This window comes from Marinobacter sp. 2_MG-2023 (assembly GCF_030546935.1).
Lineage (GTDB): Bacteria > Pseudomonadota > Gammaproteobacteria > Pseudomonadales > Oleiphilaceae > Marinobacter.
The window spans coordinates 379,772-398,057 of sequence record NZ_JAUOPH010000003.1 but is presented as its reverse complement, the minus strand read 5'-3'; the positions used below and the strand labels follow the sequence as shown (position 1 = coordinate 398,057).

The 18,286-nt window shown below is 51.5% G+C and carries 25 protein-coding genes; 9 read left to right on the top strand and 16 right to left on the bottom strand.

What is annotated here, in order from left to right:
- From Q4501_RS09185 to Q4501_RS18505, 4 genes are read left to right on the top strand one after another with little or no spacing between them, the layout of a single operon-like run.
- On the top strand, nucleotides 1–921 hold the full coding sequence (locus Q4501_RS09185; RefSeq protein ID WP_303595920.1) for a TIGR03571 family LLM class oxidoreductase: 921 nt from the start codon (nucleotides 1–3) through the stop codon (nucleotides 919–921).
- Nucleotides 908–1,900, top strand: coding sequence for a zinc-binding dehydrogenase (locus Q4501_RS09180; RefSeq protein ID WP_303595919.1), 993 nt, complete (start codon nucleotides 908–910; stop codon nucleotides 1,898–1,900). The genes Q4501_RS09185 and Q4501_RS09180 overlap by 14 nt, the downstream gene beginning before the upstream one ends.
- 3 nt (nucleotides 1,901–1,903) lie before the next feature.
- Complete coding sequence (locus Q4501_RS18510; RefSeq protein WP_368497419.1) at nucleotides 1,904–2,203, top strand: aldo/keto reductase; 300 nt, start codon at nucleotides 1,904–1,906, stop codon at nucleotides 2,201–2,203.
- Entirely contained in the window at nucleotides 2,167–2,511 is a 345-nt protein-coding gene (locus tag Q4501_RS18505; RefSeq protein WP_368497417.1) for an aldo/keto reductase, read from the top strand. The genes Q4501_RS18510 and Q4501_RS18505 overlap by 37 nt, the downstream gene beginning before the upstream one ends.
- Before the next feature lie 162 nt (nucleotides 2,512–2,673).
- On the opposite strand, the gene Q4501_RS09170 is transcribed toward Q4501_RS18505, so the two are convergent.
- From Q4501_RS09170 to Q4501_RS09145, 6 genes are all read right to left on the bottom strand, one after another.
- Nucleotides 2,674–3,372, bottom strand: a complete 699-nt coding sequence (locus tag Q4501_RS09170) for a DUF4145 domain-containing protein (RefSeq protein ID WP_303595918.1) — start codon at nucleotides 3,370–3,372, stop codon at nucleotides 2,674–2,676.
- Between the two features lie 98 nt (nucleotides 3,373–3,470).
- The gene (locus Q4501_RS09165) at nucleotides 3,471–4,139 is read right to left on the bottom strand and encodes a hypothetical protein (RefSeq protein ID WP_303595917.1); all 669 of its coding nucleotides are present in this window, start codon (nucleotides 4,137–4,139) and stop codon (nucleotides 3,471–3,473) included.
- Nucleotides 4,140–4,221: 82 nt separating this feature from the next.
- Nucleotides 4,222–4,971, bottom strand: coding sequence for a DUF4145 domain-containing protein (locus tag Q4501_RS09160; RefSeq protein ID WP_303595916.1), 750 nt, complete (start codon nucleotides 4,969–4,971; stop codon nucleotides 4,222–4,224).
- A gap of 93 nt (nucleotides 4,972–5,064) precedes the next feature.
- Nucleotides 5,065–5,472 (bottom strand): hypothetical protein, encoded by a 408-nt coding sequence (locus Q4501_RS09155; RefSeq protein WP_303595915.1) that lies wholly within the window; start codon nucleotides 5,470–5,472, stop codon nucleotides 5,065–5,067.
- Nucleotides 5,473–5,474: 2 nt separating this feature from the next.
- Entirely contained in the window at nucleotides 5,475–5,795 is a 321-nt protein-coding gene (locus tag Q4501_RS09150) for an HU family DNA-binding protein (protein ID WP_303595914.1), read from the bottom strand.
- 320 nt (nucleotides 5,796–6,115) lie between these two features.
- A complete protein-coding gene (locus tag Q4501_RS09145; RefSeq protein WP_303595913.1) occupies nucleotides 6,116–6,346 on the bottom strand; it encodes a cysteine-rich CWC family protein in 231 nt (76 codons plus the stop codon).
- 161 nt (nucleotides 6,347–6,507) lie between these two features.
- Here Q4501_RS09145 and Q4501_RS09140 point away from each other — a divergent pair, with 161 nt between their 5' ends.
- Nucleotides 6,508–6,648, top strand: a complete 141-nt coding sequence (locus Q4501_RS09140; RefSeq protein ID WP_303595912.1) for a hypothetical protein — start codon at nucleotides 6,508–6,510, stop codon at nucleotides 6,646–6,648.
- A gap of 98 nt (nucleotides 6,649–6,746) precedes the next feature.
- On the opposite strand, the gene Q4501_RS09135 is transcribed toward Q4501_RS09140, so the two are convergent.
- Nucleotides 6,747–7,712, bottom strand: coding sequence for a LysR family transcriptional regulator (locus tag Q4501_RS09135; RefSeq protein WP_303595911.1), 966 nt, complete (start codon nucleotides 7,710–7,712; stop codon nucleotides 6,747–6,749).
- Between the two features lie 139 nt (nucleotides 7,713–7,851).
- Complete coding sequence (gene trxA, locus Q4501_RS09130) at nucleotides 7,852–8,175, bottom strand: thioredoxin (RefSeq protein WP_303595910.1); 324 nt, start codon at nucleotides 8,173–8,175, stop codon at nucleotides 7,852–7,854.
- A gap of 271 nt (nucleotides 8,176–8,446) precedes the next feature.
- Here trxA and Q4501_RS09125 point away from each other — a divergent pair, with 271 nt between their 5' ends.
- Entirely contained in the window at nucleotides 8,447–8,698 is a 252-nt protein-coding gene (locus Q4501_RS09125; protein ID WP_303595909.1) for a hypothetical protein, read from the top strand.
- Nucleotides 8,699–8,812: 114 nt separating this feature from the next.
- Here Q4501_RS09125 and Q4501_RS09120 read toward each other — a convergent pair whose 3' ends face one another.
- Both Q4501_RS09120 and Q4501_RS09115 read right to left on the bottom strand, forming a co-directional pair.
- A complete protein-coding gene (locus Q4501_RS09120) occupies nucleotides 8,813–9,397 on the bottom strand; it encodes a 2-hydroxychromene-2-carboxylate isomerase (RefSeq protein ID WP_303595908.1) in 585 nt (194 codons plus the stop codon).
- A 30-nt stretch (nucleotides 9,398–9,427) separates the two neighbouring features.
- On the bottom strand, nucleotides 9,428–10,159 hold the full coding sequence (locus tag Q4501_RS09115) for an SDR family NAD(P)-dependent oxidoreductase (protein WP_303595907.1): 732 nt from the start codon (nucleotides 10,157–10,159) through the stop codon (nucleotides 9,428–9,430).
- Between the two features lie 103 nt (nucleotides 10,160–10,262).
- On the opposite strand from Q4501_RS09115, the gene Q4501_RS09110 reads away from it, so the two are divergent.
- Nucleotides 10,263–11,138 (top strand): LysR family transcriptional regulator, encoded by an 876-nt coding sequence (locus Q4501_RS09110; protein ID WP_303595906.1) that lies wholly within the window; start codon nucleotides 10,263–10,265, stop codon nucleotides 11,136–11,138.
- 179 nt (nucleotides 11,139–11,317) lie between these two features.
- On the opposite strand, the gene Q4501_RS09105 is transcribed toward Q4501_RS09110, so the two are convergent.
- On the bottom strand, nucleotides 11,318–12,223 hold the full coding sequence (locus Q4501_RS09105) for a LysR family transcriptional regulator (protein ID WP_303595905.1): 906 nt from the start codon (nucleotides 12,221–12,223) through the stop codon (nucleotides 11,318–11,320).
- A gap of 118 nt (nucleotides 12,224–12,341) precedes the next feature.
- Between Q4501_RS09105 and Q4501_RS09100 the strand changes: the two genes are divergently transcribed.
- Entirely contained in the window at nucleotides 12,342–13,328 is a 987-nt protein-coding gene (locus Q4501_RS09100; RefSeq protein WP_303595904.1) for a zinc-dependent alcohol dehydrogenase family protein, read from the top strand.
- Between the two features lie 26 nt (nucleotides 13,329–13,354).
- Complete coding sequence (locus Q4501_RS09095) at nucleotides 13,355–14,167, top strand: SDR family NAD(P)-dependent oxidoreductase (protein ID WP_303595903.1); 813 nt, start codon at nucleotides 13,355–13,357, stop codon at nucleotides 14,165–14,167.
- Nucleotides 14,168–14,247: 80 nt separating this feature from the next.
- On the opposite strand, the gene Q4501_RS09090 is transcribed toward Q4501_RS09095, so the two are convergent.
- The 5 genes from Q4501_RS09090 to Q4501_RS09070 form a co-directional block, all read right to left on the bottom strand.
- Nucleotides 14,248–14,502, bottom strand: coding sequence for a hypothetical protein (locus Q4501_RS09090; protein WP_303595902.1), 255 nt, complete (start codon nucleotides 14,500–14,502; stop codon nucleotides 14,248–14,250).
- A 191-nt stretch (nucleotides 14,503–14,693) separates the two neighbouring features.
- Nucleotides 14,694–15,254 carry a hypothetical protein gene (locus tag Q4501_RS09085; protein WP_303595901.1) on the bottom strand — a complete coding sequence of 187 codons (561 nt, stop codon included), beginning with the start codon at nucleotides 15,252–15,254 and terminating at the stop codon, nucleotides 14,694–14,696.
- Complete coding sequence (locus Q4501_RS09080) at nucleotides 15,251–16,657, bottom strand: MipA/OmpV family protein (protein ID WP_303595900.1); 1,407 nt, start codon at nucleotides 16,655–16,657, stop codon at nucleotides 15,251–15,253. Before Q4501_RS09080 ends, Q4501_RS09085 begins: the two co-directional genes overlap by 4 nt.
- 24 nt (nucleotides 16,658–16,681) lie before the next feature.
- A complete protein-coding gene (locus tag Q4501_RS09075; protein WP_303595899.1) occupies nucleotides 16,682–17,416 on the bottom strand; it encodes a hypothetical protein in 735 nt (244 codons plus the stop codon).
- Nucleotides 17,417–17,481: 65 nt separating this feature from the next.
- Complete coding sequence (locus Q4501_RS09070) at nucleotides 17,482–18,090, bottom strand: hypothetical protein (protein ID WP_303595898.1); 609 nt, start codon at nucleotides 18,088–18,090, stop codon at nucleotides 17,482–17,484.
- Between the last annotated feature and the right edge of the window lie 196 nt (nucleotides 18,091–18,286).

The window sequence follows — 18,286 nt, the reverse complement described above, 5'->3', positions numbered from 1 at the left end:
ATGACGCTTTCAAAGCTAACCGCCGGCCCCCTGACCATTGGGCTGGAGCTTCCGCTAGACAACGACTGGACCCAGGACGGCCAGCGTCAACGCATGCTCGACAAGCGGCCGTTTGGTGTACCGGATCTCAGCCAACATCAGTCACTGGCCAGACTGGCCGACGAACTCGGGTTCCGGGCCTTGTGGATTCGGGATGTTCCTCTATACGACCCGTCGTTCGGCGACGCCGCCCAAGTTTTCGATCCACTGGTGTATCTGGGTTTCCTGTCCGGGATAACCCGAAACATTCTGCTTGGCACTGCGGCAGTTGTTCTCCCACTGCGCAGCCCTTGGATCGTACGCAAATCCGCGGCATCGGTTCAGGCACTGAGCCAGGACCGCTTGATGCTCGGAGTGGCGAGTGGAGACCGCCCCTCGGAATACCCATTGTTTGGCGCAGACTATGAAAACCGCGGACAAGCCTTCCGGAACAGCGTGGAGATTCTGACCGGCAAACAGGACTCGCGATTGTCACCGGGCCAGGCCATTTTACCGGATACCCGAACGCCACCCCTGCTGTCCGCCGGGCTATCACAGCAGTCACCGGAGTGGATCGGCCAGCACATGAGTGGCTGGCTGGCTTATCCGGGAACGCCAGAGGAGCATGTGCATCGCGTCAAACTATGGCGCAACGTCGCCAGCGACAAGCCCTATGTGTCCTTTATTCACTTGGACTATCTCGACGATCCCAAAGCGCCGCGTCGACGTCATCGCTTCGGCCTTCAGACCGGAAGGGAGGGGCTGCTCCGGGAACTGGAGGAGATGCAGAGTGCTGGTGTAAACCACATTGGACTTCATTTCAGGCGCAACCAGGCCCCGGTGGACGAGTCATTGCGGCTCATCGCCCAAGATGTTCTGGGGGTGTTTCATGATGCGAACTGACAGACCAATGACCTGGGGCGTCGTGGGAAAGGACAAGCCCACCATCGCCCTGCAATGGAAAAACCTCAACTCAATACCCATACCTGGCCCCGACGACGTTGTCATCCGGAATGAATACATCGGCCTGAACCCGGTTGACTGGAAAATGATCCGGAACTGGCCAGAGAACTGGAATATAGGTCACGCACCCGGCGTTGACGGCGCAGGCACTGTGCTCAAATTGGGCGAGAACGTGAAGAGTCTTGTTCCCGGGCAAAGGGTTGCGTACCACCAGGATTTGCACCGAAACGGCAGCTTTGCCAGCCACACGGTGGTCGATAACCGGGCCCTACTGAAAGTTCCTGACATCCTGCCTCTGGTTCTGGCAGCAGCGCTGCCCTGCCCATTGATGACGGCCTGGCAGGCGATCGAAAAAGTCCCGCATCGAGCGGAGGCGGATGTTCTGATCACGGGAGCCGGCGGCATGGTTGGCCGATTTCTAGTTCAGCTGGCGGCGCAGCGGGGCTACCGGGTGACGGCCATGGCCTCGGCCCGGCACCACAAGACGCTTCGTCAGTTGGGAGCCGAAACTGTAATCGCCTGGGAAACCAATTCTTCTCAAAGCCAGTTCTTCGCCGTGTTTGACACCGTCAACGCGCAGCATGCTGCGTCGATGGCCGACTTGATTGAGGCCAATGGCCACCTGGTTTGTATTCAGGATCGTTTGGAGACACCTCCGGTGCCACCCTTTGACAAAGCCTTGTCTCTGCATGAGGTGGCTCTGAACGCGCTGTTTCGCGTAGGCACCGAGCGCCAATGGGCTCAGTTCCGTCAAGCCGGAGAGGAACTTCTCACAATGGTGGCTCGTGAAAACCTGCTCGCCCCGGAACCACGCATCGAACCCATCACAGCGCTACCAGAAGCGCTGGAGGCAACCACAACCCGGGACCGTCCGTTCAAGACGGTCATCGACGTCCGCTATTTTGCAAACCAGGAGTAAAATATGAGAACCGCTATCCCTAATCCCGGTCTTGGAACCTTCCGCCTAAAAGGCGATGCTCTGAAATCCGCTGTTGCTGAGTCGCTGGACCTTGGGTACCGGCACATCGACACCGCTCAGATCTACGAAAACGAAGATGAAATTGGAAACCTGCTTTCTGCCTCGGGCATTGATCGGTCGGATCTGTTCATCACCACCAAGGTTTGGTACGAAAATTTGGCACGCGACAAGTTCATTCCCAGTGTGCGCGAGAGCCTTACCAAATTGTGGAGGTCCATCCTTTCCTACAGAATGACGCGGTAGTCGAGTTCTGCCAACAAAATGGTATTCAGGTCACGGGTTTCATGCCATTGGCAGTCGGCAAAGCACTGGAAGACGACACCCTGCAGAGGATTGCTGAAAACCACAACGCAAGAACACCAGAAGTGGTGCTTGCATGGTTAAGACAAAGGGATATTGTGGCGATTCCCTCATCTACCAAACGAGCGCATCTGGCATCGAATCTGAAGGGAATGGACTTGTTTTTATCTGACAACGAACTGTCTGAAATAACAATGTTGAATAGTAATCATCGAATAGCAGATCCGGACTTTGCGCCAATCTGGGACTAATAGAATCAATGGCGAACAGCGACCATGTACTTTCAGGTTATTTTTGGTCGCTGATGGCTTTAGTAGCGAGAAAGTTCGCTCTTGTTTGAAAGTTTGGGAAGCTCGGCTTGGTCGCAAAGCGAACATTCAGGTTTGGGGATAACGTCAAAAACAGCGACGTATTTATACGTCCGACTGCTTTTTCTTGTTATGAGTCATCTTTACCATGTTGGCTTTATGCTCGAGATCGATGCGTGCTTCGTATAGATGAGTCAGAAGCGATTCTAAGAGATCAATAGATAAGCAAAGAGTGTGTTTGTCAGTCGCATTCAACCGGTGGGCTGCATCATCGCCTATGAACTTAAGGCCATTGAGCCCATCTATAATCGTGTTCGGAATGTTCGGCAATTCTTTCAGCTGTTCAATTTTCTTCGCAAGCCCCCAAGCCTTCTTATCGTCGATTCCCTCAATAACACAGATACCTTCTAACAAAGCACGAACGCCCATTGCCGTCACAATTTCCAAGCCTTGCTGAAAAGCTGTAACTATTTCTTTGAATGAATTGTTGAGCTTTTTATCTACATGGTGAAAGCGTTTTACTTGACGCTCGCCAAGGTTTTTCCTTTTTGGATGATAGCTGTAGGAAAATACCTCATCTCCGTTTTGGTCATACATTCCTGAGCATGTCCACTTTTCTTCCATAGTAGCAGTGTCGCAACCACGACATATGAGAAAACGGAACTGTGTCTCTTCGTAATAGCCAACAAAGGTCTGCCCATGATCTTCAAACTCTTCATGAAACGACTGATCATGAGAAGACTTAACGTCGTGGTTGGTCTCACCTTGACAGGTATTGCAATAGATCTTGACTCTGTCTGTCACTCTGCGCTCCGTAATTCATAACGCTTGCAGCATGCACGTCCACAGAATGAAACCGAAGTCGCAATGGAGGGCATCGTCGTGTCTGCATTAGCTATAAGTCATTTCACTACTCTTAAATAAGGAGGAAGCCTCTTCCCTCCGGCTCTTTGAGTATCCTCATCCAAGAAGGCTTCCCGAGCTTCGTCTACGACCACCTCAAGTTCCTTCAGGTAGTATTCGGAAAGCTCTTCGATAGACTTTTTCTTCAAATCGTCATCATCTGGAACCGGCAGTTCGCTGAAGTGCTGCTGAACCTTTGCCATGCTTTCGGGGAGGTCAACGTAATACTTTTCCTTTGTCCCATCCGGCAACTCGATTTCCCACCCACTACCGCCAGTTTGATCTCCGATGAAAAATCCGCTGGCTCCTGGGGGTGGAGTTCCCAACTTTTCCATGTCAGAAGATGAGAAGTTGATTGAGGCGGAGGTACTGACCGGAAGCTTTCCCTGCTTGAGTATTTCGTTTCTCAGCGTGACGAAATACTTCATCAGAACATCAGACTTCATCTTTGCCTGTATCGGTTGATACCAAGCATCAAACCGATCAGAACCGACAGGCGTTTTTAGGTTTTGAATTACGAAAGTCACCGAGCGGCCAAAAACGACTAAATTCCGGATGCCTGAATATCTTCGGTAGCGATTTCCGGACGTGAGATCCTCGTAACCAAACCGAGCAGTTTGGAGCGTTTCCTCAGCCTTCTGAATTATCGCCCGAATTTCATTATTCACTCAGAACCTCAATGACTGATAACGCTATGGCTTTGCGGCGCACCGGAGCGCCAGCGTAGGTGCGTCCGACAACAGCCACTTGTTAAGTTCTGGCCGGCGACCCGCGCCCGGCGTTGACAATGCTTGCAAGATCTCGAAGCTCATCTCTTTCGTTAGCATACAAATCTTTGAGAACGCTCTCCATCGCTCGGAATCCAAAGGCCAAGTCGCATTCACGCAATGACCCATCATGGCTAGCGTCGTTACCCAACCACTTGATCGCCATTAGCAAGTGCGCTGGCTCCCTGTGGGACTCTGATAATACTTCTAGTTTTTGGTGAAGAGTCCCATTAAGGCTTGGATCTAATTCAAATATCAACTTCTCAACTGCAACTCTCAAACGATTACACCCTGATGCCAGATCAGCCCATGCAACTGAAAATGCAGACTTTAGTATTTTCCCTATGCTATCAGGGCACCCTTTCGGAATCGCAAATAACGGGATCGCTGGCTCAAAATATTTTGGGATAAACTCTATATCTTCGAAATCTTCATCGCCAGCTTCCACTGCTGGGTAAAAAGTCTCATTTCCTATCCCACATACAAAGGTAATACCTGTGCACTTATTGCATTCAAAGGAAGCGGTAAATCGGTAGTCAATCCAGTCAGGCTCCCAATCTGGATGCGAGTGCAAAGATCTCGAATCTGGGGTTTCTTCGTAAAAAAGTGAATCTTTCCTCAGGGAAAGAAGACCGTTTTCACAATGGGGACACTTCCAGTCTGGTGTGGATGACCGATGAAATGGTTTGATGAAACGGTAACTCAGGTACCGGAGGTATTGCTGCTCATTCATACTTTGACCTCAGGAACTCAACGCTTGCAGCATGCGCGCCCACGAAATGGAGCCGAAGGCGCAATGTAGTGGGCGTCGCCGTGCCTGCACTGGTTATGTCTGTATAATCGACACGCTCATAGCAAATAAAAGCATCACAGCGCCGACCAGCGCTGTAATCTGCTTTAGCCCGAACGCTAGGCGCCTAAACCTGTATGAAATGGACTTGTCGTCATATCGGTACCCGTCAATCTCATTACTTAGCGCTGCTTGAACAGCAAAATAGCCAGCAAGAAACTGAGTGTAATCGAGCACAATCGTGAGAACCCCAAAAAAGCCTGCCAACAGCAGCAACTCATTTTTGCTCTCGTAGATACCTGAGAGTGCCCCGGAATCTGATGTGAGTATCGTATAGACTACCGCGACTAGGCCAAAACCAATATACCGAGATAGGTCACTGATTTTTGAGGACACATGCCGTTTCTCCTCAAGGACTGTTGTCCGCTTTTCGCTATCGGTCATGGTCATCTCTCCGACTTGGCGAAATCACTAGGACCTGGATCGTCTGTGCTTCGTTTGACAGTATCTCGGAGCTTTTTGCCAGCCCGTAAAGCCGGCACCTTTGATGGAGCGATTTTCAAAGCTCCGCCGGTTCTCGGATTGCGCCCCATTCGTGCTGCACGTTCTCGAACTGTGAATGTACCGAAACCGGTCAGATTAACAGGCTTTCCACGGCCTAAAGATTTGGAGATGGTACTGAATACGGCATCTACGGCTTTTTTGGAATCAGCCTTTGACAAGCCTGTCTGCTCAGCGACTGAATCAATTAGCTCCTGCTTGTTCATTTTTCTTCCTCACATTCGGAGTTTCTTTGCGCACATAACAGCAGCTAGACAACGCGCTTCATCATTGCAAAAAAATTTAGCTGTGTCGTTATTCCAGACTCTGAACCGTCCATCGCACCGCCTATAAAATTATAAAACAACAGCTTAGCCCACCATCGTGAGCTCTGCCACGGAATCATTTGGCGTCTGTAATTTGCTCCGTCAATCATACTGGATGAAAGGCCAGTGATTCGCTTGGAACCTTCAGGGGAAGGCCTGACTCGAATGTTCGCTTTTGTTTAGGAGCTTCCCTTCGGATGGGTGCCTTCTGTAGTGGTTGCCTAGCCGGTGAATGGAACATCTGCCGGCTTACCCAGGTCGCCGTTTCCTGCAGCACACCGGGGGCAAAGACAGACTTTGTTGGCCTTTTCTGCAGGCACCCGAGCCAAGGCGTGTTTGCTCACGGTTGCATTGAAACACCAGCATGGCGCGGCCACGTCTGCAGTGGTAGCACGCGCGCACTGATTGTCACCGCCACAAAGTGGGCAAAAACAGGCGGGAGTCTGCTCCATGTTTATCTTCTCCATATCAAGTTACCGACTGGCATCACTGGAAATGATGTGACGTATACCGCATAGGAATTTTTTGTTCGCTTCACAAACAACGAGAATCACTACCAAGCCAATCGGGTGAAATTGTTTTTCTCAGTCCTTTCCAAAAGTGGAATCGTTATATGAAAGCTATCAACAAGTTCCTGTTCGTTTTTTCAATTCTTGCCTTCTCTGTACTTGCACAGGCAGAAGGTGTAAGCCAGGAAGATATTGAGCGTGGAAACAATCCGTCTTCTGTCACTGATTCTGGAACAGGTCATTAATTAGCCGGCTCCGGAGCCAATGGGTTAAGAGCTCCTTCACCCATTGGCAATAAAATCCAGACTGGTTCACGCCTACCTGGCTATGACTTGGCCGCTGATTAATCTGACTTTTGCTCGGCAACCAAATTTCTCGATCGGCCACACGGAGAGTTCGTCATGACGTCATGCCAGCGTTCCTGAAGAAGCCTTTCGATTTGATCCCGCATCCAGATGACCCCTGGGTCCCGGTCGTGGCGGGCATGCCAGATAAGGTAGAGACTGGTTGGATCAACGTCGAACGGCAGATCACCCATCCACAAATCATTCACGAAACCGCAATCCTGGCTGATTATTTCCGGAATGGCCGCTATCAGATTTGTTTCTTTTAATATTTCGGGAACACCAGAGAAATGATTGGTGGTGGCCGCAATGCGGCGACTCTTCCCTTTCTGGTCCAGATAGTTGTCTACGAAACCGTGAGCGTCTCCGGACATGCTCACCAGCAGATGACGGGCATCCAGAAACTCCTCCATGGTTATTTGCCTACCGGCGAGTGGATGATCTGCTCTCATCGCCAGTGCATACCCTCCGTCAAACAACCAGCTGCTGCGAAGACTGTGATCGTGGTGATTCAACATCCCAACTGCGAGATCAACATGGGCTTCACGTAAAGCATCTCTAGTACCTTCCGGTGTGTACGGCACAGCATGAAGGTCAATGCCCGGGGCCTCATGTTCAAGTAGCTCAAGCAATTGACGCCAGATCAACTCAACAATTACGTCGGTCGCCGCGACCCGGAACTTCCTTCGAGAAGCCAAGGGATCAAACTGGGTGGCATGTACAGCATTTGTCAGGGCGAACATTGGCCCTCCAACCTGATCCCAAAGGCTTCTTGCGTATGAGGTTGGCTCAATATTCCGCCCCTTTCGCACGAAAAGAGGGTCATTCCAGATATGTCTCATCCTGGAAATTGCGTTGGAGACCGCTGGCTGGGTCATCGCAAGCCTGTCGGCTGCACGGGTGACTGAACGCTCCGTCATGATCGCGTCAAAGATATAGAGCAACTGAAGCTCTTGGGTTTTCATGGCTAAAGTACCTTGGCAAGAAGAGCCGTGTTCAGTCTGACCGGTAAAAGTTACCGTCGCAACCAGGTTAAACCGACGTGTTGAATTCCAGGCAGACCAAAATGAAAAGCCTCCGAACGCGGAGACTTTTCAAAGACGGCTATAAGTGCCCTTTCACAAAACTTCGAAGCTGGCCCAGGCTACCGGCACCGGTCTGCTGCGCCACTACATCGCCATCGCGGAAAAGTACCAGCGTTGGAATGCCTCGAATTTTCATCCTCGCAGTCATTTCAGGACTGTCGTCCACATTTACCTTGACGACAGTTAGCTGATTTTCGAATTCGCTGGCAATTTCCTCAAGAAGCGGCGCCACAGTTTTGCATGGGCCGCACCATGGTGCCCAGAAGTCGACCAGAACTGTCTTTTCATTCCTTTCGACTACTTCGCCAAAGTTCGCGTCAGTTACATGAACAATATCCGTCATCTGTATACTCCGGTTATGGGTTGGTTCTCATCAAAATGCACCGGATTGAACGTGATAACTAATACGCTACAGATATAGTTTGTATTTCCCTGAGTGATACCCCAACTAATTCACCAAAGGCTTTGGCAACTCATCACACGAAATGATGTGTCGCATATTGTTTCAGAATTATCGCCCCACGCTCGTTAAACCCATACTTCTCCCATCTGATATCGAGTCGGTTTTCTACATCGGTATGAGCGTTAACCCATCGAACTTTGGAGAATATGTTATGCGTAAATTTGTACTGATTGCTCTTGCTTCTGTTTTTGCGGCCGCGGCCTTACCAGCAAATGCTACCTTGGCAGACCGGAAATCAGACGAGCGGAACTTCGAGCACGTTCAACCTGCACCATACAGCGGTCAGGTCGTCATTCGCGGTGAAATCCAGGGCCGGGACTCAAAGCGAGATGCTGCCGAACCCGCTCCGTACAGTGGCCAGGTCGTAATTCGTGGTGAGCTAAGGTCTGAAATCCACGGTTGAGTTTTAGGATTGGTTATCTATAGAGCGTCGCCGCAGAGGCTGAATAGCGCCTGCGGCGTAATTCCCCGTGAACACGTTAAAAACCGGCATCTCAGCTAAACGGTATGGGGCGAATTATTCAAGCGCCCTCAATACCCAGTCCAGCCTATCCTGTCCAAAGTGCATTTCATCATTAACGAAAAAGGTTGGAGCTCCGAATACGCCCCGGCTAACCGCATCATCCGTGGCTTCAATCAGCGCGCTTTTAATCTCGGGCAGTGCCATCGCCTCCATCACTTCGTCCGCATCAAAACCTGCTCTGATAAGCGTATCCCTCAGAACCTCGCGAGATGAGAGGTCTTTACCCTCGCCCCATGCAGCAGAGAACATGGCATGGTTGTAGTCTTCAATTCGATCCACGGATAACGCCCAAAGTGCGCCACGCATCGCGTTTACGGTACTGAAAATGAAGTGCGGGTTTTGCTGGAATGGAATGCCATAATAATCAGCGTGGCGCTGAAAATCGGCCTTGATCCACTCCCATTTCGCCGGAATGGTGACAGGAGACGTGTTGCCCGTGGCCTTGAAGACCCCTCCAAGCAGGATCGGTTTGTAATTGATATGGGCGCCGGTACCTTCAGTGAGTTTCGACAACCGCATATACGCAAAATATGACGAAAGGCTTATGAAATCATAATAGAAATCGATGCGCTTACTCATGGTGCATACCTATCTTGAGTTGGTAGTGAATTACCAGGATTCGGAGAAAGGCCGGGCGTCCTGCTCGAATGTCCAGGCCGAACGGGGCTGCTTATGGAGCTGCCAATAGATTTCCGCGAGGTCGTCGGGCTCGATAATGCCCCCCTCTCCTTTACTGGCATAAAGATCAGGCAGAAATTCGGCGGTGGCCTCATTGCGTATGAGCCCGTCAACAATCACATGGCCAACGTGAATACCTTGTGGCCCCATCTCCCGTGCCATGCTCTGAGCCAGCGCCCGCAAGGCGTGCTTACCTCCGGCAAACGCGGCGAATCCACGCCCTCCCCTCAGGCTCGCGGATGCTCCTGTGAACAGGATGGTTCCCTCGCTACGGGGCAGCATTTTTTTTGCTACCTCCCGCCCAACCAAAAACCCTGCCAGTGCACACATTTCCCAGACCTTTCGATAAATCCGTGCGGTTGTGTCGCAGACATCAAACTGAACGTTTCCACCAACATTGAACACGGCGACCCTTATCGGGCCCAGTTCGGATTCCACCCGTTCAATCAATTCGCTGACTTGGTCTTCATCCCGCGCATCCGAATGAATCGTGGTTGCACTCGATCCGAGGGCAGTGATTTCGGTACTGAGCGCCTGCAAATCTCCGCGTCGACGGGTCACGACCAGGTGAAAGCCCTCCCTCGCGAAACGACGGGCAATTGCGCCTCCCAAGTGATCTCCAGCTCCGATCACTAACGCGACTGGCTTGTCTGTGTTGCCCATTCTTATCTCCTGATTGCGTCAAAGAACTGGTAACAGCCTAGACCAGCACTTAGCATAGATAAAATCGATTGTTTAAATTCAAACCACAAGCAATGGTTATTATATGGAGCTACAACAACTGCGTTTGTTTCTGGCAGCTGCCGAAACACAGAGCTTTACTCGAGGTGCAAAGAGAGCCTTTGTTTCGCAGCCGGCGCTATCAGCGTCGATCGCGAAACTGGAGGGGGAGCTGGGAGTCCGACTTTTTACAAGGAACAAACGCAGCGTTGTATTAACGCCTGCAGGAAAAACCCTGCTCAAACGAGCAACGCAGATAGTAAATGAATGCAACAAAGCCCGGGATGAGCTAAAAAACCATGGCCAGTTAAGGATGCTGCGAATAGGCGTTGTGAACACATTGTCTATCGCCAACATAGCCCGTCTGATTGAGCCTTATCGACGTGAGAATTCCAGCCTGAAGCTACAGGTATTCGACGCCTCAAGCGAAGAAATGGAACGACTAATGGAGTCAGGCCGGATTGATCTGTCACTAACCATAATTCCGGAACGATCTGAAAAAAGAAGGCATGTCAGCTATTCAAAGCGTCTGTTTTCGGAGTCTTATAAAGTGGCTATGGCGGCCAATCACCATCTGAGTGAATCGCCTACATTATCTCTTGCCGACTTGGAGACGGAACCCTTTGTCTCTCGCTCTCACTGCGAATACCGCCACATGTTGAAAGCGGTAATAAAAACAGCTGGCGTGCGATTGAATGTTGCGTATATCACCAACCAGGACGACCGGGCGCTTTCCTTGGTGGAACAGGGGGCAGGCATTGCTATAGTTCCAGAGCACTACGAATCGCTGAATATCGTTAAACGCCCAGTTACCGAGCTGTCAGCGACGCGATCCATTGGTTTTGAATGGGGTGAAAGCGAGAATCAACATGAAATCGACCGATTCATCACGTTTGCGTCAACGGTCAGGTGGCCGGAATAGGCTTTAGCATTTTCCGAGGTGCTCCACTGTATATCATCCGAATCGAAAGGCAGACCAGGGCCAGCTCCATGAGGGATAAAACATGGGTTGGACACTATTACCAGGCGGGCTATACGTGCTCTTCTCGCCTGATCGGCGGTTACCCCTTAGTAAGTGAAAGGTGTCTGATAATGTCAGCCTCACGTCATCCAGGGTGGTTTCTGGCCAATTCGCTCCACCAGAAAATCTATAAAAACCCGAACTTTTGCGCTTAATGCGTTGGACTTGGGGTACACCAGCCAAAGGGCCGGCTCCGCGCCCATCCGGTAGTCTGGAAGCACTCTTACAAGAGATCCCTCAGAAAGTTCTTGATGAACACTCCAAAGTGAGTGGATCGCAACCCCCGCCCCCGCCATGGTCGCGATCTTGTAACTCGAACCATCGTCAATGATCAGGCGATTCTGCGAGCCACGAGGGTTGAACTGCCCCTTTTCTCCCTTTGGGCCTGCCAGCGTTATCGTGGCCTGGGATTTAAAAGCAATTAATTGATGGGAGTGTAAATCAACGGGATGCTCCGGAGTTCCCCATTTCGCCAGATAATCTGAAGAAGCACAGAAAACACGCACATCGTCAGCCAGTTTCCGTGCTTTCAGGTTGCTATCCGGCAATACGGAATCTCTCAGTGCCAAGTCGAAACTGCCCTGTATGAGGTCTAGCTCCATATCCGACAATCGCAGATCCAGATTGATACCCGGGTACTTTTCCAAAAACGCCGGTACCAGCGGCACAATGTATTGCTGAGCGAAGGTGCTGGAGGCCGTAAATCGCAGGGTTCCGGACACATGCTCATTGCCAAAACCCATTGCGGCCATAGCCGCGTTCTCCTGTGCCAGGATCTCCCTGGCAAAGGGCAGGAATTCCGCGCCTTCGGTTGATAGCGCCACCTTTCGTGTGGAACGGTGCAGCAGGTCAGCGCCGACGGCTTTTTCAAGCTTGGCCAACCGTGCACTCGCGACGGCTGGCGGCATCCCCAATTCCCGGCCGGCCGCACTAATGTTGAGCTTATCCGCTGCCAACACAAACAGTTTTATTCCCTCGGTATCCACGCTTTATATCCATTTTGCGAATTCTGAATACCATTATTGGTCATTTATCTCGTTTTCGCGACCACTTAACCTATTCAGCACACACTTGGACAACCCAAATACGAATTGGAGACAGACGATGAAAGCAATGGTCCTCAAGCAGTACGGCGCTCAGGCTGCGTTTGAGCAAGCGGATATGGCTGCACCCGAAGCGCGTGCAGGCCAGGTAATCGTGCGTGTTGCGGCAACGAGCATCAATACCGTCGACACCATGATTCGCCAGATGGGTAAAGATCTTCCCCTATCCCCGGACCTTCCGGCAGTCCTCGGCATGGACTTCGCTGGAACTATCGAAGCGATTGGCGAAGGCGTGACCGGTTTTGCTCGCGGTGACGAAGTCTACGGATGTGCGGGGGGCCTTGCCGATCTGCAGGGCGCACTTGCCGAGTTTATGCCCGCTGACGCACGGCTGATTGCACATAAGCCAAAGAGCCTGACGATGCGCGAAGCAGCCGCCTTGCCATTAGTTGGCATCACTGCATTTGAGGGCCTGCAAAGAGCCGGTGTGAAGGCCGGTCAAAATGTGTTGGTGCACGGTGGAACAGGTGGCGTGGGCCATGTCGCGGTTCAGCTGGCCAAACACTTTGGTGCCACTGTGTATTCAACGGCTTCCGGTGAAAAGGCATTCGACATCGTCAAAAGCTACGGCGCAACGCCGATCGATTACAAGACTGAAACCGTTGCAGACTATGTGGAGGCTCACACCTCAGGTGTCGGCTTTGATGTGGTTTTCGATTCGGTCGGTGGCGGCAACATGACCAACAGCTTTGATGCTGCAGCCCTCAATGGCCATGTGAGCACAACCGTAGCCCTGGTTGAACTGGACCTGACCCCGGCTCATTTCAAAGGCCTGTCGATTCACGTAGTCTTCATGCTGATTCCGATGCTGCACGACCATCACCGGGAAGCGCACGGGAAGATTCTGGCTCAACTGGCGCAGATTGTAGATCAGGGCGGCATAAAGCCACTTCTGGATGAACAGGCTTTCAGCCTATCTGAAGTAGGCAAGGCCTATGATCGTCTGACCAGCGGTCAGGCCATCGGTAAGGTTGTCGTGGAGATCTAACAAATTTCGGCGTAAGGACTAAAACCATGACCAAGAAAATTCTGATCACCGGCGCCACTGATGGCATCGGGCTTGAAACCGCAAAGCGTCTCTATTCAGAGGGCCACACCTTGCTGTTGCACGGAAGGAGTGCAGAGAAGCTGGCAACGACAGAAAGAATGTTGGCAAACAGCACAGGCACGGGACTGATCTACACCTATAAAGCGGACCTATCGCGCCGGGCTGAAGTGCATTCACTGGCAGACGCCATCAACAAAGAGCATGAGCAGTTGGATGTAATCATCAACAACGCAGGCGTGATGCGTGTTCCCGAAACCGTCACCCAGGACGGACTGGATGTCCGGTTTGAGGTGAATACGATCGCCCCGTACCTGCTGACAAAACGCCTTCTACCAATTATGGGCCCAACTTCACGGGTGATTAACCTGTCGTCCGCGGCACAGGCCCCAGTAGAGATGGACGCTCTTCGGGGGAAAATACGGCTTCGGGACGACATGTCGGCCTATGCCCAAAGCAAGTTGGCACTCACCATGTGGAACAATGCACTGGCTGCGTCACTTGGCAGCCAAGGCCCAGTATTCGTTGCAGTCAATCCGGGGTCGTTATTGGCATCGAAGATGGTCAAAGAAGGTTTCGGAATCGCAGGAAAGAGCCTGTCGATTGGTGCCGATGTACTCACCCGAGCTGCGCTTTCAGACGAGTTTGCCAATGCGTCAGGCTATTATTTTGACAACGACAAAGGTCAATTCGGCCCTCCCCATCCAGATGCCCTGAATGATCAGAAGTGCTCTGAGGTTGTAGCCGTTATCGAGGAGCTGATTGGCAGCGCAAAGTCCTGAAATATTCAGCTTAGGCAACCACTAATGCCGTATTTCGGTAATAAACGGCATTGACCAGCTCCCGAACGGGAGGCCCACCTCTACTCGACAAATCCAGCTTTATTGCAATGGGCCCGGAATTCCAGCTTGCTGATTCGATCATCTCCGTCAGCATCTGTGATCTGCAAAAATCGTAGTCCGAGGTCAAAGTCTGTCTTGAGTGGTCGCTCTTTACTGTCGTCTGGAACAGGGCCACACGCCAGACCCTCGGTGATTCCGCATTGGCGCAAATAGATCAATTCGGATTTGTCTATGTATTCATTCCCATTACGATCCGCACATTTGAACTGTGCCATTGTTGCTCCAGCAGCCGCTTTGGCAGTCCCAGTCTGCGCAGAGGACTCAGTTGTAGTGCACCCGGACGCGCTTATCCCCGCGGTGACGATCAGTGTAGCTAGCAGTCGCGTTTTCATTGGAAGGATCTCCGATAGGTTCAGGGTTAATATTGTTTTTCGATACCTTTAACGATTGCAGAAGCCTGCGCCCGTTAGTCTATGTTAAGTGGAAAAAGATGATAGCTGTGTAGCCCAACACTGGCTTCGATTAAAAGCCCACCATCAATTAGAGTAAAAAGAGCAACGCCTTTATTATAAGAAGGATTATAGCTCGCGCCCCACAGTACCACCGTCGCGTTGGCCTGACCGGCAAACTGGAAAGTCCTATTCCTGAATAGCGCGACGTCTCTTGCATCTTTCAGGAACAATATCTGTTGGTACACCTGAAAGCCAAGGTCAGCTCCCGCCAGAAACTGCCAGTGCCAGACGATGTCCGTGGCAGCGCCATCCTCGACTAACCAACCTTTACCGACGGCACCTCCGAACCCTGTTCCTGCGCGAAAATTATTGGGCAGGATTACAATGGCCTCAGCGTTATCGAAGTAGTAATCCAGCTCGGGAATGTTACGAAAATCCGAAAAAGCGTTTTCAAGTTCGGTCTGAAACCCGGTGGTCAACTTGCTACTATCGCCATTATCAGGTGAGGAAGCGCAAGCACTGAGCAGAAAAGTCAGCAGAAATCCTATGGTTTTGGGCAGGCGCGACAGGCTCATCGTTTGCACTCCAGGTGACCGGCAACGACATCTGAACCTCCGGATACATTACCCAGGATATCCGAGGTCGCGAAAATGCCTGAACGATGAATCAACGTGATTCCTGCATAGCAATTACGGACGCTTTTAGCCTCTATGAAATTGCGCAAAGGAACGTCCACCTGCGCCTCAAGGTAGTTGAGAAAATGCGACGTATACCGCCCTTTCCTCTCTTGCTTTATTTGCTCCACCATCGGTATTCGTTCTGCATAGTCAAAACCAAAGCCAAAGCCATAGCGAAATACCTCACGCTGGCTCCAGGGTGAGTAACCCGTCCCCATGGCCATCACATAAGCGCTGTAGTCCCAGAAATTTTCCTGCATACCATTCTCGAAGCGACGGTTCATCGAAACTTTGCCCCAGAAATCGAGAACATCTCCATCCGAAAGCAGCTTGCCCAGAGTCAAACCGGCCAGGTAGGCATCTACATCTTTGCTGCGGCTCAAGTCACCGCGGTGAGATTTGTGGAAGGTGCCCTCAGCCTGATATCCAGTCTGAATGCGCCAGGACCAGTCCTTCACTGACCAGTTGGAAGGGCTACTCTGATCGAACACATTGCCAAATTCATAATGGAACCCAAGGAACGCCATATAGATCTGGTCTTCGTCAACCAGCGGACTGTTCCTGATCTCCTTGTCCAGTTGCTCCCAGCTCAGGTTTGCAAAAACATGCCAACCTTCAAAAACACGATAAGAGCTGTTCAAACCCAAGCGAGTCAGGTAAACGGCCTCCGGGTGATATTCAGGCAAATCACTTCTGGATTCTCCAGCGCTTACACCATAGTAGTAATCTACCAGCTCCTCGCTTTGGTAAATCAGACTGATATAAGGCGTAATACGCAAACGGTCGTAATCCAATAACTGGCGATAAGTCAGATCAGTAACGTAGCCATTGTGGTGGCCCTGGATGTCGTTCAGCACGTTCACGGAAAATTCATGGGTACCCCAAAGACGATTTAGCGCGAGACCACCTTCCAACGTCTGGCTGCGCTTCTCCACCGTCCGGTAAAAGTCACTGGTTTCCGGTTCAAGCCGGTCAAAGCGATATTGCACAACGGCATCAACACGGAAGCTGTAGTCCCATAGATGCAGGCCTGCCCGAGTACCATGTGAGAACAGGTACTCACCTTCATAAAGGTACAGTGGCACCCTGTCCGCGTTGTTCTCATTCTCTAGACTGGAGAGTGACTCAACACCCCGGTAAGGGCTCCGCCCGAAACGTAGGCCCGCACCAAGCCCCACTGTACCCGCAGGGGTATCCGCGAAAGGAATCTGAGTGACCTGGTTATCTGCTTCCAGAGAGGACGAAAGGAGTAGTCCGGCCGCAACGACGAAAAACCACTTCTTGGCCATGTGCTTTGCCATTCGCTTGTCGCCCCGCCAACCCTGTTACCTGACGGATAGGGCTTTAGTCAGCTGAAAGTCAATCAAGGTTCCAGGCGGGATAACCACCTGATTACCCCCACTCAAGACAGCGACTCCGGCGCCCACCTTTGCCCCTGTCCGGGCTCCACTGGACCCGTCGGCTAAAGCCCCGACCGCCGCACCTCGAGCCACCTTGCCCGCGGAGGACGCGCCTGTTGGAAGGGTTAGTGCGTTAATGCTGCTGGTCGAGATGGGGACAATAACCCCGTCCAACTTGACCCCGGTAATGGTGATAACCAGACTAGCTTTGCCTGCGACCCGCCCCGATTTTTTGGCCTCAGTAACCTCTCCATAGACCGCGCTGCCGGCCGGAGCGACGGTGGTGCCGTCTACCGATAATGCGCCTTCCAGCGAACCTGTAAACTTGTGACCACGGGAATGCTGTCCACTATTCAGGCTATCCACCAAACGCACAGTAAGCTGAGTGCCAGCAGGCACTATGGCGGAACTTCCGTTTGATGTTTTTTCCGCCGTCTCAGACGAGGCCGCTGGACTCCCAGCCGCGCCCATATCAATCGCCTCGACATCCTCTGCTTTGAACGTCATGGTGATGCCGTCGGCATCAAACTCGATACTGTCCCCCTCACGACCAATAAACGTCCCCTCAACGGTCCTGCCATTTTTGAGCTGGATGGTATCTGCAAGACACAGGGTTGAAATGAAAAGGGTGGCGAAGGAAAACAAGAAAAAGCGTTGCATGAGATTATTCCTCAGTGAAACTCACCAAAAAGGGCTACCCGACGCCGCCCCTCCATTCCTGAATTTCAATTCGAGAAATTTGTTGTTTTTTCGGGCTTAACTGACACTGCCACTGCTTCGGTGTAGGTTACCAAAACCTGATCCCCGGCATTCACTGCCTTAAAATGGTCAGGATTCTTCACCAGAAGCTCGAATATTCGACCCTGTGGACCTTTCAGAGTAATCGTTCCCTTCCCAGGGCTGACAGCCACGACATCGGCAAGGGCCTGAATGACCTGCCCTGCCCCTCCAGAGGGTTTCACGCCTAATTCAGCGCTTGCCGCAGCGACGCCGATTGAGGTGTCACTGTCATCGGAGCGGACTTTCTTCAAGGTCAGTGACAACGATTGGATATACTCAACATAGATTTCATCGTTCAGGCTGATCTGGTCGAAATTACGAATCCGCTCATCCGCAGCGACCTCAACGAAATCACCGTCAGCAAACTCCAGCATCAGTGTTCGGGTTGCTGTTTCGATTCCTTTAACGATTGCAGAGCCAGTGACGATGTTGGTTTCGGTTACGCTGCCAGCCCGGCTGTCGGTTATCGAATGCTCCTGCGGTGGGCTCTGCGCTAAAACAGGCCAGGACACGAAAGACAAAGCCAAACATTTGATCAACATTAAATGACGCATTGTGCTTTCCCTATTTTCAGTTAGCCGTTAATGACTTTTTGATCGCAACATGCGTAATGCAAAGCCCGTCAGCGACATTCTGCCGCTATTCGAAAAGTTAACAGCCTGCAGCAATGCAAGACATTGGCCTTTGGACCTAATGTTGTGCTCCGGTTTTTTAAACCAGTGTGGTGTTGGTACCCCTCATTAGCCACCC

Excerpts from the sequence above, each read along its gene's own strand:
- Q4501_RS09185 (WP_303595920.1), top strand. The coding sequence starts at position 1 with ATGACGCTTTCAAAGCTAACCGCCGGCCCCCTGACCATTGGGCTGGAG.
- Q4501_RS09180 (WP_303595919.1), top strand. The coding sequence starts at position 908 with ATGATGCGAACTGACAGACCAATGACCTGGGGCGTCGTGGGAAAGGAC.
- Q4501_RS18510 (WP_368497419.1), top strand. The coding sequence starts at position 1,904 with ATGAGAACCGCTATCCCTAATCCCGGTCTTGGAACCTTCCGCCTAAAA.
- Q4501_RS09160 (WP_303595916.1), bottom strand. The coding sequence starts at position 4,971 with ATGAATGAGCAGCAATACCTCCGGTACCTGAGTTACCGTTTCATCAAA.
- Q4501_RS09155 (WP_303595915.1), bottom strand. The coding sequence starts at position 5,472 with ATGACCGATAGCGAAAAGCGGACAACAGTCCTTGAGGAGAAACGGCAT.
- Q4501_RS09150 (WP_303595914.1), bottom strand. The coding sequence starts at position 5,795 with ATGAACAAGCAGGAGCTAATTGATTCAGTCGCTGAGCAGACAGGCTTG.
- Q4501_RS09145 (WP_303595913.1), bottom strand. The coding sequence starts at position 6,346 with ATGGAGCAGACTCCCGCCTGTTTTTGCCCACTTTGTGGCGGTGACAAT.
- Q4501_RS09140 (WP_303595912.1), top strand. The coding sequence starts at position 6,508 with ATGAAAGCTATCAACAAGTTCCTGTTCGTTTTTTCAATTCTTGCCTTC.
- Q4501_RS09135 (WP_303595911.1), bottom strand. The coding sequence starts at position 7,712 with ATGAAAACCCAAGAGCTTCAGTTGCTCTATATCTTTGACGCGATCATG.
- trxA (WP_303595910.1), bottom strand. The coding sequence starts at position 8,175 with ATGACGGATATTGTTCATGTAACTGACGCGAACTTTGGCGAAGTAGTC.
- Q4501_RS09125 (WP_303595909.1), top strand. The coding sequence starts at position 8,447 with ATGCGTAAATTTGTACTGATTGCTCTTGCTTCTGTTTTTGCGGCCGCG.
- Q4501_RS09120 (WP_303595908.1), bottom strand. The coding sequence starts at position 9,397 with ATGAGTAAGCGCATCGATTTCTATTATGATTTCATAAGCCTTTCGTCA.
- Q4501_RS09115 (WP_303595907.1), bottom strand. The coding sequence starts at position 10,159 with ATGGGCAACACAGACAAGCCAGTCGCGTTAGTGATCGGAGCTGGAGAT.
- Q4501_RS09110 (WP_303595906.1), top strand. The coding sequence starts at position 10,263 with ATGGAGCTACAACAACTGCGTTTGTTTCTGGCAGCTGCCGAAACACAG.
- Q4501_RS09100 (WP_303595904.1), top strand. The coding sequence starts at position 12,342 with ATGAAAGCAATGGTCCTCAAGCAGTACGGCGCTCAGGCTGCGTTTGAG.
- Q4501_RS09095 (WP_303595903.1), top strand. The coding sequence starts at position 13,355 with ATGACCAAGAAAATTCTGATCACCGGCGCCACTGATGGCATCGGGCTT.
- Q4501_RS09090 (WP_303595902.1), bottom strand. The coding sequence starts at position 14,502 with ATGGCACAGTTCAAATGTGCGGATCGTAATGGGAATGAATACATAGAC.
- Q4501_RS09085 (WP_303595901.1), bottom strand. The coding sequence starts at position 15,254 with ATGAGCCTGTCGCGCCTGCCCAAAACCATAGGATTTCTGCTGACTTTT.
- Q4501_RS09080 (WP_303595900.1), bottom strand. The coding sequence starts at position 16,657 with ATGGCAAAGCACATGGCCAAGAAGTGGTTTTTCGTCGTTGCGGCCGGA.
- Q4501_RS09075 (WP_303595899.1), bottom strand. The coding sequence starts at position 17,416 with ATGCAACGCTTTTTCTTGTTTTCCTTCGCCACCCTTTTCATTTCAACC.
- Q4501_RS09070 (WP_303595898.1), bottom strand. The coding sequence starts at position 18,090 with ATGCGTCATTTAATGTTGATCAAATGTTTGGCTTTGTCTTTCGTGTCC.